This is a genomic window from Agromyces sp. C10 (genome assembly GCF_023217995.1).
GTDB classification, from domain to species: Bacteria; Actinomycetota; Actinomycetes; order Actinomycetales; family Microbacteriaceae; genus Agromyces; species Agromyces indicus.
Genome location: NZ_JALPSX010000010.1, coordinates 1 through 17428, shown reverse-complemented (window position 1 = coordinate 17428; position 17428 = coordinate 1). Strand labels below are relative to the sequence as shown.

Sequence of the window (17428 nt, the reverse complement as noted above, 5' to 3'; positions counted from 1 at the left end):
CGACCGCCGATCGAGGCGGGGGTCAGCGCTCGACGCGGGACTCGTCGCGCTCGGCCCGGTCGCCCTCCTCGGTGAAGTGCGGGATCTCCTCGCCGAGGGTGTGGCCACGGCGGCGCGCGTCGAGGTTCGCCTTCGCGACGCTCGCCACGGTGGCGACGACCATCGCGGCCACGATCACGCCGAGCGAGGCCCACGTCGAGATCTCCGGCGCCCACTCGATGTGCTCGCCGCCGTTGATGAAGGGGAGCTCGTTCTCGTGCATGGCGTGGAGGACCAGCTTCACGCCGATGAACCCGAGGATGAACGCGATCCCGTACTTGAGGTACTCGAGGCGCTCGAGGAGCCCGCCGAGGAGGAAGTAGAGCTGGCGGAGGCCCATCAGGGCGAACACGTTGGCCGTGAACACGATGAACGGGCTCTGCGTGATGCCGAAGATCGCCGGGATCGAGTCGAGGGCGAAGATGAGGTCGGTCGTGCCGATCGCCACGAACACGATGAGCATCGGCGTGAAGAACCGACGGCCGTCGATCGTGGTGCGCAGCTTGATGCCGTCGTAGTCGTTCGTGATCGCGAGCCGGCGACGCAGGATGCGGATGAGGAACGTGTCGCCGCCCTCCTCCTCGTGGTCGCCGAACGCCTGGTTGTACGCGGTCCAGAGCAGGAACGCGCCGAAGATGTAGAACACCCAGCTGAAGTTCTCGATGAGCTGGGCGCCGAGCAGGATGAAGATGCCGCGCAGGATCAGCGCCAGGATGATGCCGACCATGAGCACCTCCTGCTGGTACTTCCTCGGCACCGCGAACCTGGCCATGATGATGACGAACACGAACAGGTTGTCGATCGACAGGCTGTACTCGGTGAGCCAGCCAGCGAGGAACTGCGCACCGTGCTCGGCGTCGCCGATGACGAACATGAGGCCGGCGAAGATCAGGGCGAGCACGATGTAGAACACGACCCAGAGGGTCGACTCCCGGAACGAGGGCACGTGCGGCCGCTTGATCACGAGCAGCAGGTCGGCGACCAGGATCAGCGTCAGCACGACGAGCGAGCCGACTTCGAACCAGACGGGCAATGCGGTCACGTGACGCCTTTCGGGAGGTGTGCGATCGGGTGCGACGGAGATCCGAAAGTCTCTCCCGGCAGCACGTGCGTGCGCCGCCACGCCCGGAGCGGCGTCGACGGCGCTCGTATTGACGATCGTGGCCCGAGGCGCGAAGCCCCGGCGGGATACTCCCCTTCGCTCGGACGAGTCTAGCGGGCGTCGGGCGAGCCCGCGCCGGGACCGTCCGAACCCGGTGCACCGGTGCCGACGAATGCCACCGTGCCGGGAAACGACGAACGCCCCCGCATGCTGCGAGGGCGTTCGACGGTCGTGGTGACCCCAGCGGGATTTGAACCCGCGCTACCGCCGTGAGAGGGCGGCGTCCTAGGCCGCTAAACGATGGGGCCTCGTTGACGACTTGAAGAGTATGGCACACGTCTCCGGCGCATTCCAAATCGAGCGGATGGCACCGGCCGGCGCCCTCAGACGAACACGGCGAGCGCCCCGGGAACGGCCTCCACCTCCACCGGAAGCGACCCCAACCGCTCGCCGTCGGCGTAGGCGACGATGCCCTCGCCCTCGATGCGCACACGGCGCGCGGGCGCGAACTCGACGGCGGGGTGGTTGACGTGTTCCCCCGCGAACACGCGCGGGAACACGCTGAGCAGCCCGACCCGCGACAGCGGATGCACGACGAACACGTCGAGCAGGCCGTCCGAGAGATCCGCGTGCGGGACGATGCGCATGCCGCCGCCCAGCGACGGGGTGTTCGCCACCGACACCAGCATGGCCGACTGCTCGCGCGGGGAGCCGTCCAGCGTCAGCCGGTACCGCAGCGGGCGGAACGTGGCGAGCTCGCGCAGGAGCGCGAGCGTGTAGCGGCTCGGACCTCGCGGCCGCGTCATCCGGTTGGCTCGCTCGTTGACGACCGCGTCGAATCCCGCCGACAGCACGCACGCGAACCAGGTGCTGAGCTCGCCGTGGCGGGCGAGGCCCAGGTCGACCACCTGGGGCGGGCGGGCGAGCGCGTCGACCAGGGCCTCGACGGCCGCCTCGGGGTCGTCGTGCGGCAGCCCGAGGGCCCGGGCCAGGTCGTTCCCCGTGCCGGCCGCGATGACGCCGAGCGGGACGCCGGTCCGCGCGACGATGTTGACGCCGAGCGACACCATGCCGTCGCCGCCCACGACGACGAGGCCGTCGGTTCCCTGCTCGAACGCCGACTGGGTCTCACGTCGCAGCAGCTCGAAGTTCGCCTCCCGCAGCAGCGTCACCTCGTACCCGGCATCGGCGAGGCGTCGCGCGGCGGCCGGACCGACCGCGCGGTTGCGTCCGAACGACGCGGACGGATTCACTGCGAGCAGCAGTCGCCGGGGGGAACGGTGACTCATGGTGCGATTGTGGCAGCCCGACCGGTTGCACGACGTGCGCACACGGTGTTGGCTCGAACTATGCGCGTCACGAAGCTGGAACACGCCGCCCTCGTCGTCGAGCACTCCGGCGACCGCCTGTTCGTCGACCCGGGCAAGTTCACGACGCCGATCACCGAGGCGTCCGGCGCGCGAGCCGTGGTGATCACCCACCTGCACGACGACCACTGGACGCCGGAGCAGCTCGGCCGCATCCGCGACCGCAGCCCCGACGTGCGCCTGCTCGGCCCGGAGGGCGTGGTCCGGGCCGCCGGCGAGGCGGGCATCGAGGTCGAGCGCGTCGAGCCCGGCGACGAGGTCGAGGTGGGGCCGTTCCGGCTGCGGTTCTTCGGCGGGCGCCACGCCGTGATCCACGACTCGATCCCGGTGATCGACAACGTCGGGGTGCTCGTGAACGACGCCCTCTACTACGCGGGCGACTCGTTCGCGATTCCCGAGGGCGTCGACGTCGACGTGCTCGCCGCCCCCGCCGGGGCGCCGTGGATGAAGATCGCCGAGTCCATGGACTACGTGATGGCCGTGAAGCCGCGTCGTGCGTTCCCCACGCACGAGATGGTGCTCTCGCGAGCGGGCAAGTCGCTGTCCAATGCGCGCCTCCAGTGGGCGACCGAACAGGGCGGCGGCGAGTACCTCGCGCTCGAACCGGGCGACTCGTTCGATCTCTGAACGCCCGGCGGATGCCGCGGCCCGGCGTCGGCCCCCGGCTGTGGCGGAGCGACAACGGGAGGCCTCGCGCCGCCACCTCGCGTTGGAGGGAAGCTCCCGACTTCGGCGCTGTCCGTTGACGGAACCGCAGTCCGCCTGACAGATTCGGGCCACTTTCGACGCGACGTCGCGCCGGAGTCGCGACGATGCGACCCCTCGGCCGGTGCTCGCTCGGAACCACCGGCGCCCCCGCACCTCCCGCGCGCCGGGTGTCCTGCACCGCACCCGAACCTCGGCGCGTCGTCGCGCCCGGAACACAGGAGCCTCAATGACGAGAACCGACCCTGCCGTGCACCGCCATGGGATCGGCGTGCGCATCGCCGCCGTCGCCGTGACCGTGGCGCTCATCGCGCTCGCGGCGTTCTTCCTGCTCACGACGAACACCATCTCCGCGGGCGCGGCACGCCTGTCCGACGGCGCGGGACTCGCCGGGGAGGGCTCGGCGGAACTCGCCGCCGGCGCCGAGCGGATCGCCGACGGATCCGGCGAACTCCGTGACGGAGCGGCCGCCGCCGCCGACGGCGCCGACCGGGTCTCCGCGGGCGCGACCTCGGCCGCGGCCGGTGCCGAGCGCCTCGAGACGGGCGCGGCGAAGGCCGCCGCCGGTGCCGCCGAGCTCTCCTCCGGCGCCGCCCGGGCCGCGGACGGATCGAACCGGCTGTCGGACGGCGCCGAGCGGATCGCCGGGGGCACCGGCGCGCTCGCGGACGGCATCGGACGGGCGAACGCCGGAGCGGCCGCCGTCGCCGACGGCGCCGGCCGGACCGCGGCGGGGGCGACGGACGTCGCGGGCGGCGCGGCGACGCTGGCCGGCGGCGCCGCCGCCACGGCGGACGGGGCCGCCAGGCTCAGCCAGGCTGCGTCGATCGCGGCCACCGGCGCCGCCGAGCTGGCCGCGGGCACCGCGGGAGTCGCGGCCGGGGCATCCGGGGTCGGACAGGGGGTCGAGGACCTGGCGGCCGGTCTCGCGGCCGCCGATCGCGGAGCGGGCGCCCTCGTGACGGGCGCGACCGGGCTGGCCGCCGGTGCCGCCGACGTCAGCGCGGGCGCCGCGAACGTCTCGGGCGGGAGCGCCCACCTCGCGGCGAAGCTCGAGGAGTTCCGGGCGGCGCTCGTCGCCGGCGGCGCGAGCCCGGAACTCGCCGCGCAGGCCACGGCCCTGCGCGATGCGGCGGCCGCCCTCGCCGATGGCGCGGCCCGCACGGCGGTCGGCGCGGCCGGAGTGTCCGACGGTGCCGAGGCGACCCGCGCGGGCATGGCGAACCTCGCGGGCGGCATCAGCTCGGCCGCGATCGGATCCCGCTCCCTCGCCGACGGCGCAGCGGCACTCGCCCAGGGGGCCGCCGCCGTGTCCGCCGGGTCGGCACGCCTCGCCGACGGCACGACGCAGCTCGCCGGCGGCGCCGGACAGGTCGCCACCGCCAACGCCCGCCTCGCCGAGGGCACGGACCGGGTCGCACAGGGCGCGGCGCAGGTCTCCGGCGGCGCCGCGAAGGTCAGCGCGGGTGCGGTCGCCGTCAGCAACGGGACGACCTCCCTCGACGCCGGCGTCGCCGCCCTCGTGTCGGGCACGCAGGAGCTGGCCGCGAAGTCGGACGAGCTCGCAGCGGGCGCCCAGCGCGTCTCGACCGGAGCGGGCGACCTCGCCGCCGGGACCGGCACCCTCTCGCAGGGCGCCATGGACCTCGCCGCCGGGCTGGACGAACTCGCCACCGGAGCGGGCGACCTCTCGGTCGGGACGCAGACCCTCGCCGACGGCAGCATCGTGCTCGCCTCGGGCGCCGGGGACCTCGCCGGCGGGGCCGCCGAACTCAGCGACGGCAACACCCGCCTCGCGACCGGGTCAGCCCAGCTCGCGGCCGGGACCGCAGGAGTCGCGCCCGGCGCACTGCTTCCCTGGCTGGTGGTCTTCGGGGCGCTCGCGCTCGCCGCGGTGGCCGCCTGGGCGGTTCACCGCGTCCGCCACAGCCGCCTCCCCGGAGCCGCGGTCTGAGGACGGGGTCGCGGGACGGTTCGCGGCGGTCGGCGAAGGTCAGCCGCCGGGACCGGTGTCGAACGGCCACCCCGACCCGGGATCGAAGGGCCACCCCGGCGGCGGCTGCGGTTGCGGCTCGGGTACCGGCTGCGGCTCGGGTACCGGCGGTGGAGGCGGCGGGGCCGGTGCGGGCGGCGCCTGGGCCGGTTCCGGCTGCGGAGCCGGTCGCGGCGAGGCATTGGCATTCGCATCCTGCCCAGAGTCGTCTCGGGGTGTCGGCGGCGGTTCGACGCCCGGGATGTCCACGCGCGGCACGACCGGACCCATGCCCGCCTGCGTGAACGGGTCGCCGCCGTACTTGGCCGCGGCCACCGACATCACCGCGGGCCACATCCGGTGACGCGCCGTCGCCGCCTGCCCGGTCGCGAAGGAGATCCCCCGCTGGTTCGCGTCGCCGTTGACGCTGACCACGGCCGCGGCGGTGGCCACCTTGGAGCTCGCCCCGACCATCCAGGTGTCCTTCGCGCCATCGGTCGTGCCGGTCTTGCCGATGAGGGGCACGGACGGCTGCGTGGCGTTGTTCGACGCCTGGGCCGTACCGCTCGTCATCACGGCGCCCATCGCGGTGTGCATCGCCGCCGCGACCTCCGGGACCACCGACTGCGTGCACTCCGACTTCGGGGGCGTGACATCCTGGCCGTCTCGGCCGATGATGCGGTCGATCGCGATGGGCGAGCAGGTCACGCCGTTGTTCGCGATGCCGGCGAAGGCCACGGCCATGCTGAGCGGCGCGACCTCGTTGGTGCCGATGACCGACGCGGGTCCCTGGTCGAGCACGTTGCCGTCGGCCCGGTGCACGCCGAAGGCCTCGGCACGCTTGCGGATGCCGCAGAGGTCGAGCTGCTTGGCCATGCCGATGAAGCCCGTGTTGATCGACGCGATCGTCGACTCCATGGCGCTGTACGCGGAGCCGGACTCGTTGGCGTCGTTCCGGGGGTTCCAGTCGCCGGCGAAGTGCGGGCCGAGGCACGAGTCCTGGAACGTGCCCCAGTTGCTCTTCGGTCGCGAGTCGACGCGCTCGCCCAGTCCGCGACCCGAGCTCAGCCACTCGGCGAGCGTGAACACCTTGTACGACGATCCCGGCTGGAATCCACGCGATCCGCCGTAGGCGAAGTCGGTGTTGTAGTTGATGCTCGTGTACTGCGGTCCCTTCGCGAGCACCGCCGGGTCCTGGCTGTACGTGCGGTTCTGCACCATCGCGAGCACCCGCCCGGTGCCCACCTCGACCGACGAGATGACGCCGCCCACGTCCCAGCCCGGGAACGTGGCCGGCACGTGGGTCGTGACCGCCTGGGACGCCGCGAGCTGCAGGTCGAGGTCGAGCGTCGTGTGGACCTCGTACCCGCCCCGGCGGAAGTTGAGCATCCGCTCGGCCTCGTCCTCGCCGAAGATGGGATCGTTCTGGAGGATGTTCTTGACGTAGTCGCAGAAGTAGGCGCTCGCGCCCGCGGTCTGGCATCCGGTGCTGGGCTCGGTGATGACCGGCTCGACGGGCGTGGCGACCGCCTCGTCGTACTGGGCCTGCGTGATCTTCTCCTCCGTCAGCATCGCGCGAAGGATGTAGTCGCGCCGCGCGGTGTTGGCGGCGTACCCGTTCTCGGCGCCGTTGGCCGGATCGTCGGGTCGGTCGAGCCGGAACTTGCCGGGGTTGTTGACGATCGCGATGAGCGACGCGGCCTGCGCGAGGGTCACGTTCGCCGCGGTGGTGTTGTAGTAGTAGCTCGACGCGGCCTCGATGCCGTACACGGTTCCGCCGAAGCCGGCGATGTTCAGGTAGCCGAGCAGGATCTCGCTCTTGGTGTAGCGCTTCTCGACGCCGATCGCGAGGCGCATCTCCTTGAGCTTCCGATCGATGGTCGTCTCGGTGACGGCGTCGTAGCAGCCGTCCCGCTCCTCCTGGTCGGCCGCGAGCCGCTCGCACTCCTGGACGCGGACGTTCTTGACGTACTGCTGCGCGATCGAGGAGCCGCCCTGCGTGTCGCGCCCGGTCGCGGTCGTCGCGGCGGCGCGGATGGTGCCCTGGAGGTCGACGCCGTTGTGGTCGTAGAACCGCGGGTCCTCACCGGCGATCGCGGCGTCCTTCACGTACTGGCTGACCTGGTCCCATCCCACCTCCACGCGGTTCTGGTCGTAGAAGGAGGCGAGGAGGACGCGGTCGCCGTTGGCGCGCTTGGCGTAGATGTTGCTCTTCTCGCTGAGCTCGCCGATCTCGAGGTAGCTCGGCAGGTTCTCGAACATCGAGATCGTGCTCGACGCGGCCACGCCGGCGGCGGCGAGCCCCGGCGTCACCGCGACCGTCACGAGCATCGCGGCGGCGGCGCTGCCGGCGACGAGGCCGGCCAGGCCCCCCACGACCCCGAGAGGCGTGCGCGTCTCGGCGAAGTCGCGATTCCGCAGGTTGCGATGCACCACCGACGAACCCCCCGATCTCCCGGTGGACCGCCTCGGATGCTCCGGTGTTCGGTCCCGGGCCGAGCGGCCTGGGTCAATGCAACCTCAGCGGGTTCGCGATGTAAAGGGCTGTCGTCACGGCGTTGGCATCCCGTGACCTGCGGAGCGGGCGGCGGCGCCCGCAGATGCGAAAAGACCCGCGATCTCTCGCGGGTCTCACTGCTGGGGTACCTGGACTCGAACCAAGAACAACTGAACCAGAATCAGCCGTGTTGCCAATTACACCATACCCCAAGGCCGGTGAACCGAGGTTCCCGGGCCGACATGTAACTCTAGCCTAGGGGGGCGATCCTCGCCAAAACGGCGGGACCGCCCGGGCGCGTCAGCCGATGAGCGCCGCGAGGCGGTCGATGCGTTCGATCGACTCGACGCGGCCGAGGATCTGCATCGACTCGAACAGCGGCGGCGAGACGCGCCGGCCGGAGACCGCGACGCGGACCGGTCCGAACGCGACGCGCGGCTTCAGGCCGAGCCCGTCGACGAGCGCGTCGCGCAGCGCCTCCTCGATCTCGGCGTGGGTCCACGACTCCCCCGGGATGCGCTCGAGCGCCTCGCGCGCGGCGGCGAGCACGGCCGGGGCGTCGGCCGGCAGCGACCCGACCGCCGACTCGTCGTACTCGAGCTCCGCGGCATCCGTGAAGAGGAACCCGAGCATCGCGGGCGCCTCGCCCAGCAGGCCGATGCGCTCCTGCACGAGCGGCGCAGCCTCGGCGAGGATCGCCTCGTGCGCCGGACCGATGGGCGTCTCGACGACGCCCGCCGCCTGCAGGTACGGCACCGTGCGCGCGGCGAAGTCGGCGACCTCGAGCTGCCGCAGGTGGTCGCCGTTGATCGCCTCGGCCTTCTTGAGGTCGAAGCGCGCGGGGTTGGGGTTCACGTCGGCCACGTCGAACCGCTCGACCAGCTCGTCGCGGCTGAACACGTCGCGGTCGGCCGAGAACCCCCAGCCGAGCAGCGCCAGGTAGTTCACGAGGCCCTCGGGGATGAAGCCCCGGTCGCGGTGGTGGAAGAGGTTCGACTCGGGGTCGCGCTTGGAGAGCTTCTTGTTGCCCTCGCCCATGACGTAGGGCAGGTGGCCGAAGCGCGGCACGAAAGTCGTCACGCCGATGTCGATGAGGGCGTGGTAGAGCGCGATCTGGCGCGGCGTCGAGCTCAGCAGGTCCTCGCCGCGCAGCACGTGCGTGATGCCCATGAGCGCGTCGTCGACCGGGTTCACGAGCGTGTACAGCGGGGCGCCGTTCGGGCGCACCACGACGAAGTCGGTGGTGGACCCGGCCGCGAAGTCGATGCGGCCGCGCACGAGGTCGTCGAAGCCGAGGTCGACGTCGGGCACGCGCAGGCGCAGGGCTGGCTCGCGGCCCTCGGCGCGGAAGGCGGCGCGCTGCTCGTCGGTGAGGTCGCGGTCGAAGTTGTCGTACCCGAGCTGCTTGGGTCGCCCGGCGGCCTCGTTGCGCGCGTCGATCTCGTCGGCGGTCGAGTAGCTCTCGTAGACGTGGCCCGCGGCCTTCAGACGCTCGATGACGTCGGCGTAGATGCCGCCGCGCTGCGACTGCCGATACGGCCCGTGGGGGCCGCCGACGTCGATGCCCTCGTCCCACCCGAGGCCGAGCCAGGTGAGCGCGTCGATGATCTGCGCGTAGCTCTCCTCGCTGTCGCGGGCCGCGTCGGTGTCCTCGATGCGGAAGACGAAGGTGCCCCCGGTGTGGCGCGCGTACGCCCAGTTGAACAGGGCCGTGCGCACGAGGCCGACGTGCGGGGTTCCGGTGGGCGACGGGCAGAACCGCACGCGGATGTCGGTGCCGGTCGCGGTCGTGGTGGGGTGGGTCGTGTCAGGCATCGCCCTCAATGTTACGGGCCCGGGATCCCTCGTCCGGTCGCGCGACGAGGCCCGCCAGGAGCTCCGCCGCGACGGCCACGGCCGGCACGCCGAGCCCGCCTCGCGCGGTCACGAGGTGCAGGGTCCGCCGGTCGGCGTTGGCGGTGCGACGCACGGCGACGCCGGCCCGGGTCCCCGCCGACTGGATGGCGAGTCCCGGCAGCACGGCGACCCCGAGCCCGGAGGCCACCATCTCCTCGACGGCGACGAAGTTGTCGGTCTCGACGGCGATGCGCGGCGCGAACCCGGCGGCGTCGCAGAGCTCCAGCAGGTGCCCGCGGCAGCGCGGGCAGCCGGCGATCCAGGGCTCGCTCGAGAGGCCGGCGAGGTCGACGACCTCGTGCTCGGCGAGCGGATGCCGCGCCGGGAGCACCACGTGCATGGCATCGCCGCCGATCGTCGCCACCTCGAGCCCGCGCGCGCTCGCCCGGTGCGGGTCGCTGCGGTCGCCGGGGTAGCTGAAGGTGAGCGCGAGGTCGGCGCGGTCCTCGCGCACGGCGGCGACCGCCTCGGGCGGCTCCGCCTCGACGAAGCTCACGCGCACGCCGGGATGGCGCTCCGCCATCCCGGCCATGAACGCGGGCACGAGCGTCGGCGAGGCCGAGGGGAACGCGGTCAGCCGGACGCGACCGGAGCGCAGGCCGCGCAGGTCGGCGAGTTCACCCCGCGCGGCCTCGAGCGCGGTGGCGACCGCCGCGCCGTGCCGGGCGAGCACGCGCCCGGCCGGGGTGAGGCGGATGCCGCGTCCCGTCCGCTCGACGAGCGGGGTGCCCGCGCGTGCCTCCGCGCGACGCACCTGCTGGCTGAGCGCGGGCTGGCTGAACCCGAGTGCGGAGGCCGCGGCCGTGATGGAGCCGTGGTCGGCGATGGCCCGGAGGACGAGCAGGCTCGTGGCATCCACCGTGCTCGGCAGGCCGGCAGGGCCGGCGTCGTCGCCGGGTGCGGTGCGCGACCCGGGCTCGGCATCGGGCTCGGGCATCGCGTCCATGACTGAGCATAAGCACGTCTTATGCATCGGATGCAACACCGGCTCTCGACGTATCGCTCGCACCGGACGAGGCTGAGGCCATGGCCCTCTCCATCGACCTCGCATCGACCGCGAGCACCCTCGGCCTCCCCGACCCGCGATTCACCGCCGGACGCGGCTACCTGGCCGCCTGCACGCTCGGCATCCCGGCGACGGCGACGGCGGAGGCGATCTCGCGGGACCTCGAACGCTGGCGCGCCGGCGAGGCCTCGGCCGCGGAGTACAGCGCGATCGTCGAACGCGCCCGCGGGCACGCCGCAACGCTGCTCGGCACCGCCGCCGACCGCGTGGCGGTCGGATCGCAGGTGTCCGCGTTCGTCGCCCTCGCCGCGGCGTCCGCCCCGGCCGGCGCTCGCATCGCCTGCGTCGACGGCGACTTCAGCTCGGTCGTCGCGCCGTTCCTCGCCCGCGGCGACCTCGACGTGCGTCCGGTGCCGCTCGCTCGCCTCGCCGACGCGATCACGCCGTCGACGTGGCTCGTCGCATTCTCGCTCGTGCAGTCCGCGACCGGGGAGATCGCCGACGCGGCATCCGTCATCGCCGCCGCACGCGCCGCCGGCGCGCTCGTGCTCGTCGACACCACGCAGGCCACGGGGTGGATGCCGACCGCCGACCTCGACGCCGACCTGGTCGTCTGCCACGCGTACAAGTGGCTCTCGGCGCCGCGCGGGGCCGCGTTCATGGCCGTGAGCGATCGCGCGCTCGACGAGCTCGTGCCGATCACCGCCGGCTGGTACTCCGGCGAGGATCCGTGGTCGTCGTGCTACGGCCCGGACCTGCACCTCGCCGCGGGCGCTCGCCGGTTCGACGTCTCGCCGGCATGGCACGCGTGGGCGGGGGCCGAAGCCGCGCTGGAGCTCGCCGCCGGGCTCGACCTCGAGGCCGTCCGCCGGTACGACGTGTCCCTCGCCGACGCGTTCCGCGAGCGCCTCGGCCTGCCGCCGTCGGCGAGCGCGATCGTGAGCTGGCCGGACGCGGAGGGCCGTGACCTCGCCGCGCTGACCGCCGCCGGGCTCACCGCGTCCGGGCGTGCCGGCCGGGCGCGCGTCGCGTTCCACCTCTGGAACGACGCGGAGGACGTCGACCTGGCCGCACGCGCCCTCGGCCGCTGAACGATCAGGCCGAGCGCACGGGGTTCGCGAGCGAGCCGAGCCCGGAGATACTCACCTCGACGGTGTCGCCCGTCGTGATCGGCCCGACGCCCGCCGGGGTGCCGGTGAGGATCACGTCGCCCGGCAGCAGCGTGAACACGTTCGAGGCGTAGGCGATGATCGCCGGGATCGAGTGCACCATGTCGGCGAGGCGCGCCTCCTGTCGGCGTTCGCCGTTGACGCTGGTCTCGATGGTGCCGCGCTCGAGGTCGAGGTCGGTGTCGATCACCGGCCCGAGCGGGCAGAAGGTGTCGAAGCCCTTGGCTCGCGTCCACTGGCCGTCGCTGCGCTGCAGGTCGCGGGCCGTGACGTCGTTCGCGATCGTGTAGCCGAACACGACGGATGCCGCGTCGGCCTCGCTCACGCGACGCGCGATCCGTCCGATCACGACCGCCAGCTCGCCCTCGAACTCGACCTGCGAGCTCTCCGGCGGCAGCACGATCGAGTCGCCCGGGCCGATCACCGCGGTGTTCGGCTTCAAGAAGAGGAGCGGTTCGGTCGGCGCCTCGCCACCCATCTCGGCAGCGTGGTCGTGGTAGTTCTTGCCCACCGCGACGACCTTCGACCGCGGGATGACCGGCGCGAGCAGCTTCGCCTCGGCGAGCGGCACGCGCTCCCCCGTCGGGTCGTACCCGGCGAACATCGGGTCGGCCTTCAGCACGACGAGTTCGTGCTCCTCCTCGTCGACGATGCCGAACGAGATGGACTCACCGTGGGAGAAGCGCGCGACCTTCATGCGCCCAGCCTATTCGGCGCCGCCGCGCGGACGGCGCCGACGGGGCGGGGACCCGAGCGGGCCCGCGCCCGTCACGCGTCGAGCCGGAGCATCCAGCCGTGGCGGTCCTCGACGCGTCCGTACTGGATGCCGGTCAGCTCGTCGCGCAGCGACATGGCGAGCTCGGACGCCTCGGGTCCGTTGTGGACGATCTCGAAGTCCTCGGCGAGCAGGCGCCCGATGGGCGTGATGACCGCGGCGGTGCCGCACGCGAAGGCGCCGACGATCTCGCCGGATGCCGCACCCTCGCGCCACTCGTCGATGGTCACGCGCCGGCTCTCGACCGCGTGGCCGCGGTCGCGCGCGAGCTGCAGCACCGAGTCGCGCGTGATGCCCTCGAGGATCGAGTCCGATTCGGGGGTGACGAGCCGGCCGTCGCGGTACACGAGGATGACGTTCATGCCGCCGAGCTCCTCGAGGTACGTGCCCTCGTCGAGGAACAGCACCTGCTGGCAGCCGTGCTCGGCCGCCTCGGCCTGGGGCAGGAGGCTCGAGGCGTAGTTGCCGCCGGTCTTCGCCGCGCCGGTGCCGCCTTTGCCGGCCCGCGCGTACTTGGTCGACAGCCAGATCGACACGGGCTTCACGCCACCGTGGAAGTACGCGCCCGCGGGGCTCGCGATGAGGTAGTACGCGACCTTCTTCGCGGGGCGCACGCCGAGGAACGCCTCCTTCGCGAACATGAAGGGCCGCAGGTAGAGGCTCGTCTCGGGGGCGGACGGCACCCACGCGGCATCCAGCGCGATGAGCTGCTTGAGCGAGTCGATGAAGTACTCGGTGGGCAGCTCGGGCAGGGCGAGCCGGCGCGCCGAGCGCTGCATGCGGGCGGCGTTCTCGTAGGGACGGAACGACCACACCGAGCCGTCGCCGTGGCGGTACGCCTTGAGGCCCTCGAAGATCTCCTGCGCGTAGTGCAGCACGGCGGCGGAGGGGTCGAGCTGGATCGGACCGTACGGCGAGACGCGGGGCCGGTGCCATCCGCCCTTCTCGGACCAGCACAGGTCGACCATGTGGTCGGTGAAGTGGTTGCCGAAGCCGGGGTCGGCGAGGATCGCCTCGCGCTCGGCGTCGGACTTCGCGTCCTCGTTGCGCGTGACCTGCCAGGTCAGGCCGGCCGGGGACGGCGTCTGGAGGGTGAGGTTCGTCGTGGTCACGGTGGTCTCCTTCGAAGCGGGTCAGTGGGCGCCGACGGTGGCGCCGAGGCGGGCGGCGATGGCGTCGCCGATCTCGGTGGTCGACCGGTTCGCGTCGCCGCGCTCGGCGACGTCGGCGGCCACCGCGTCGCGCACCCGCTCGGCTGCCGCCCCGTGGCCGAGGTGGTCGAGGAGCAGCGCGACCGAGAGGATCGCGGCGGTGGGATCGGCGATGCCCTTCCCGGCGATGTCCGGAGCCGAACCGTGCACGGGCTCGAACATGCTGGGGAACCGGCCGTCGGGGTTGATGTTGCCCGAGGCCGCGAGTCCGATGCCGCCGCTGATCGCGCCGGCCAGATCGGTGAGGATGTCGCCGAAGAGGTTGTCCGTGACGATGACGTCGAATCTCGCAGGGTCGGTGACCAGGAAGATCGTCGCGGCGTCGACGTGCAGGTAGTCCACCGCGACGTCCGGGTACTCGGCCGAGACGGCGTCGACGGTCCGCTTCCACAGCGAGCCCGCGAAGACCAGCACGTTCGTCTTGTGCACGAGCGTGAGCCGCTTCCGGGCGCGAGCGGATGCCGCGGCGAAGGCGTACCGCACGACGCGCTCGACCCCGTACGCGGTGTTCACCGACACCTCGTTCGCGACCTCCGCCGGCGTGCCCACGCGGATGGCGCCGCCGTTGCCGACGTAGGGGCCCTCGGTGCCCTCGCGGACCACGACGAAGTCGACGTCGCCGGGGTTCGCGAGCGGGCTCGCGACGCCGGGGTGCAGGACGGAGGGACGGAGGTTGACGTAGTGGTCGAGCTCGAACCGCAGCTTCAGCAGCAGGCCGCGCTCGATGTTCGCGCCGGCGAGGCGCGGGTCGCCGGGCACGCCGCCGACCGCGCCGAGCAGGATCGCGTCGTGCGCCTTGATCGCCTCGAGGTCGTCGACGGTCAGCACGTCGCCCGTCTCGAGGTACCGACCCGCACCGAGCGAGAACTCGGTGCGCTCGAAGGCCAGGCCGGCGTCGGCGGCGACCGCGTCGAGGACCTTGAGCGCCTCACCGACCACCTCGGGGCCGATGCCGTCGCCCGGGATCACCGCGAGCCTGACCGTCGTTACCATGAAGCCTCCTTCGTCCGCCAGCCCTCCAAGAGTACTGTCCGCCGACGTGGCCGCTCACTACACTCGGCCTCAGGGAGCGGTATACCCCACCCCCGCATGTGCGGCGCTCGCCGCCGCCCGAGTGAAAGGCACTACCAGATGAGTCTCGGTCTCGGAATCGTCCTCTTCGCCATCGGCGCGGTGTTCGCGTTCGCGCTCAACGTCTCCGTGGAGTGGATCAACCTGCAGATGGTCGGCTACATCCTGATGATCGCCGGCGCGGTGGTCATCATCCTCGGCATCGTCCTCCTCGCCCGGCGCCGGAGCTCCGTCTCGACGTCGCGCACGATGGTCGACCCTGCCACCGGCGAGCGCGTCACGCGCGCCGAGTCGTCGCGGCCCGACGACGGCACCACGCTCTGACGGTCATCGAACTCGACCCCCGCGGGGCGCCACCTCACTCCGAGGCGGCGCCCCGCGGCTCGTTCAGGGTGGTCGCGGCGACGACGCCCGCGCCGACCATGAGCAGCATGCCGATGAACGCGGTGACCGTCACGCCGCCGCCGAACGCGGTGGCAGCGGATGCCGCGAGCTCGGCGCCCACGGAGGCGGGCAGCGTCTCGGCGAGCGCCATCGCGCCAGCGAGCGTCTCCCGCGCGGCATCCGCCTGCCCCGCCGTCAGTTCGGCCGGGAGCTCGATGGCGGTGCGGTACCAGGCGGCGAGGATGCTGCCGAGGACCGCGGTCCCGAGCACCGCGCCGAGCTCGTAGGCGGTCTCGGACACGGCCGATGCCGCGCCCGCCTTCGCCGGCGGCGCGCTCGAGAGGATCAGCTCGTTCGAGACCGTCTCGGCCACGCCGATGCCGATGCCGAGGAGGACGAACGCGATGGCGACGCCCGCGACGCCGTCGCCGGCGGTGAGGGCGATCACGAGGTACCCCGCCGCGGAGAGCGCGACGGCCGACGGGACCAGCACGCGCGGGTGCACGCGTCGGGCGATCGGCACGACCGAGAGCCCGGCGGCGATCATCGCGACAAGGCCCGGGGTGAGGGCGAGGCCCGCCTGCACGGGTGACAGGCCCGCGATGAGCTGCAGGTGCTGCGACACGAAGAAGAGGAAGCCGACGAGCGCGATGACGCTCAGCAGGTTGACGAGCACGCCCCCGCCGAACGAGCCCTGCCGGAACAGCCGCATGTCGAGCATCGGGGTCGCCGCCCGCAGCTGCCGGCGCACGAACCAGATCGCCAGGGCGGCGCCCGCGAGCACGGCGGCGACGCCGACGACGTCGATGCCCTCGGTGGCGACGTGCTTGATGCCGTAGACGACGGCGCCCATGGCGGCGAACGAGAGCAGGATGCTCGGCACGCCGATCGGGCCCGGCGCGGGGTCGCGGCTCTCGGGGATCAGGAGCGGCACGAGCACGACGAGCGGCACGAGCACCGGAACGGCGAGGAGGAACACGGACCCCCAGTGGAAGTGCTCGAGGAGCACCCCGCCGACGATGGGTCCGAGCGCGCTGCCGGCGGCGAAGCCGGAGGCCCAGATCGCGATCGCGAGGCGTCGCTGCTCGCGGTCGGCGAAGACGGTGCGCAGCAGCGAGAGCGTGGAGGGCATGAGCATCGCACCGAAGAACCCGAGCGCCGCGCGGGCGGCGATGAGCGCCTCGGCCGTCGGTGCGAACGCGGCGGCGATCGACACCAGCGCGAAGCCGACGGAGCCGATGAGCAGCATCCGTCGGCGACCGAAGCGGTCACCGGCACTGCCCATGGCCACGAGGAGTGCGGCGAGCACGAGCGGGTAGGCGTCGATGATCCACAGCTGCTGGGCGCCCGTGGGGCCGAGGTCGCGCGCGATCGCCGGGAGCGCGAAGCTCAGGACGGTGTTGTCGACCGAGACGAGCAGGACGGGCAGCATGAGCACCGCGAGCGCGAGCCACTGCCGGCGCGACGCGCGCGGCCGGCCGGGGTCGACGCGGGTGACGACGGATGCCGCGGCATCCGCTCGCGCGGGAATGGTGCTCGTGCCGTTGGTCTCGTGTGTCATTTCAGGGTTCCTATTACTGTACCGTCTGGACGGTAGAGTATCAGATCCCGCCGACACGGGTCGCTCGATACCATCGGAGCCATGAGCCGCCCACCCGCCGCCCGCGACGCCGTCATCGATGCCTTCGAGCGCATCCTCATCGACGCGGGCGAGCGCGCGGCGACGCTCGACGCGACCGCGAAGGCCGCCGGGGTCTCCAAGGGCGGCCTGCTCTACCACTTCGCCAACCGGGAGGCGCTCGTCGACGGGGTCCTCGAGCGGTTCGCCCGGCTCGTCGACGACGACATCGCCGTGCTCGAGCGAGCCCCCGAAGGCGCGATCGCCTACTACGTGCGGTCGTCGGTGGCGGTCGGATCCCCGCTCGACCGCGCGGCCGTCGCGGCGACGCGGCTCGCCCAGGCCGGGCACGAGTCGGCCGCCCGCACCATCCGCGCGGTGCGCGAACGCTGGCTCGAGGCGGTGCGGCGGCACGTCGCGGACCCGACCGTGGCGCTCGCGATCACGCTCATCGGCGACGGGCTGTACTACGACTCGGCGCTCCACGGGCAGGACCCCGAGCTCGGGGTCGACGCCCCGCCGGCCGCCGAGCTCGACGCCCTCGTCGCCCTGCTCGAGCGCCTCGCGGACGGCCCGGTGGTCGAGTAGGACGCGAAGCGCGCGTACCGAGACCCGG

At 72.7% G+C, this 17428-nt stretch carries 14 protein-coding genes and 2 tRNA genes; 5 read left to right on the top strand and 11 right to left on the bottom strand.

All coding sequences use genetic code 11. The annotated features are described in order from the left end of the window. Positions 1–22 precede the first annotated feature (22 nt). From M1L56_RS12145 to M1L56_RS12135, 3 genes are all read right to left on the bottom strand, one after another. Positions 23–1081, bottom strand: coding sequence for a TerC family protein (locus M1L56_RS12145; RefSeq protein WP_067947861.1), 1059 nt, complete (start codon positions 1079–1081; stop codon positions 23–25). Positions 1082–1373: 292 nt separating this feature from the next. Then, a tRNA-Glu gene (locus tag M1L56_RS12140) sits at positions 1374–1449 on the bottom strand. Between the two features lie 75 nt (positions 1450–1524). Continuing rightward, on the bottom strand, positions 1525–2430 hold the full coding sequence (locus tag M1L56_RS12135; RefSeq protein ID WP_248599447.1) for a diacylglycerol kinase family protein: 906 nt from the start codon (positions 2428–2430) through the stop codon (positions 1525–1527). A 60-nt stretch (positions 2431–2490) separates the two neighbouring features. Between M1L56_RS12135 and M1L56_RS12130 the strand changes: the two genes are divergently transcribed. After that, a complete protein-coding gene (locus M1L56_RS12130; RefSeq protein WP_248599446.1) occupies positions 2491–3135 on the top strand; it encodes an MBL fold metallo-hydrolase in 645 nt (214 codons plus the stop codon). A gap of 307 nt (positions 3136–3442) precedes the next feature. Then, on the top strand, positions 3443–5167 hold the full coding sequence (locus M1L56_RS12125; RefSeq protein WP_248599445.1) for a hypothetical protein: 1725 nt from the start codon (positions 3443–3445) through the stop codon (positions 5165–5167). A 39-nt stretch (positions 5168–5206) separates the two neighbouring features. On the opposite strand, the gene M1L56_RS12120 is transcribed toward M1L56_RS12125, so the two are convergent. From M1L56_RS12120 to M1L56_RS12105, 4 genes are all read right to left on the bottom strand, one after another. Further along, positions 5207–7621 (bottom strand): transglycosylase domain-containing protein, encoded by a 2415-nt coding sequence (locus M1L56_RS12120; RefSeq protein WP_308198866.1) that lies wholly within the window; start codon positions 7619–7621, stop codon positions 5207–5209. A 201-nt stretch (positions 7622–7822) separates the two neighbouring features. Then, positions 7823–7894 (bottom strand) — tRNA-Gln (locus tag M1L56_RS12115). Positions 7895–7982: 88 nt separating this feature from the next. Continuing rightward, complete coding sequence (gene gltX / locus M1L56_RS12110) at positions 7983–9497, bottom strand: glutamate--tRNA ligase (protein WP_248599444.1); 1515 nt, start codon at positions 9495–9497, stop codon at positions 7983–7985. Further along, entirely contained in the window at positions 9490–10515 is a 1026-nt protein-coding gene (locus M1L56_RS12105; protein ID WP_374256743.1) for a LysR family transcriptional regulator, read from the bottom strand. Before M1L56_RS12105 ends, gltX begins: the two co-directional genes overlap by 8 nt. A gap of 89 nt (positions 10516–10604) precedes the next feature. Between M1L56_RS12105 and M1L56_RS12100 the strand changes: the two genes are divergently transcribed. Next, positions 10605–11675, top strand: a complete 1071-nt coding sequence (locus M1L56_RS12100) for an aminotransferase class V-fold PLP-dependent enzyme (protein ID WP_082847002.1) — start codon at positions 10605–10607, stop codon at positions 11673–11675. Positions 11676–11679: 4 nt separating this feature from the next. Here M1L56_RS12100 and M1L56_RS12095 read toward each other — a convergent pair whose 3' ends face one another. The 3 genes from M1L56_RS12095 to M1L56_RS12085 form a co-directional block, all read right to left on the bottom strand. After that, the gene (locus tag M1L56_RS12095; RefSeq protein ID WP_248599442.1) at positions 11680–12450 is read right to left on the bottom strand and encodes a fumarylacetoacetate hydrolase family protein; all 771 of its coding nucleotides are present in this window, start codon (positions 12448–12450) and stop codon (positions 11680–11682) included. Positions 12451–12521: 71 nt separating this feature from the next. After that, positions 12522–13640, bottom strand: coding sequence for a branched-chain amino acid aminotransferase (locus M1L56_RS12090; protein WP_248599441.1), 1119 nt, complete (start codon positions 13638–13640; stop codon positions 12522–12524). A gap of 21 nt (positions 13641–13661) precedes the next feature. Continuing rightward, positions 13662–14732, bottom strand: coding sequence for a 3-isopropylmalate dehydrogenase (locus M1L56_RS12085; RefSeq protein WP_248599440.1), 1071 nt, complete (start codon positions 14730–14732; stop codon positions 13662–13664). 138 nt (positions 14733–14870) lie between these two features. On the opposite strand from M1L56_RS12085, the gene M1L56_RS12080 reads away from it, so the two are divergent. Continuing rightward, positions 14871–15134 carry a DUF6458 family protein gene (locus tag M1L56_RS12080; RefSeq protein ID WP_067946624.1) on the top strand — a complete coding sequence of 88 codons (264 nt, stop codon included), beginning with the start codon at positions 14871–14873 and terminating at the stop codon, positions 15132–15134. A 34-nt stretch (positions 15135–15168) separates the two neighbouring features. Here the strand turns inward: M1L56_RS12080 and M1L56_RS12075 are convergent, their stop codons facing one another. Further along, complete coding sequence (locus M1L56_RS12075; protein WP_248599439.1) at positions 15169–16755, bottom strand: MFS transporter; 1587 nt, start codon at positions 16753–16755, stop codon at positions 15169–15171. Positions 16756–16836: 81 nt separating this feature from the next. Between M1L56_RS12075 and M1L56_RS12070 the strand changes: the two genes are divergently transcribed. Continuing rightward, the gene (locus M1L56_RS12070; protein WP_248599438.1) at positions 16837–17400 is read left to right on the top strand and encodes a TetR/AcrR family transcriptional regulator; all 564 of its coding nucleotides are present in this window, start codon (positions 16837–16839) and stop codon (positions 17398–17400) included. Positions 17401–17428 lie beyond the last annotated feature (28 nt).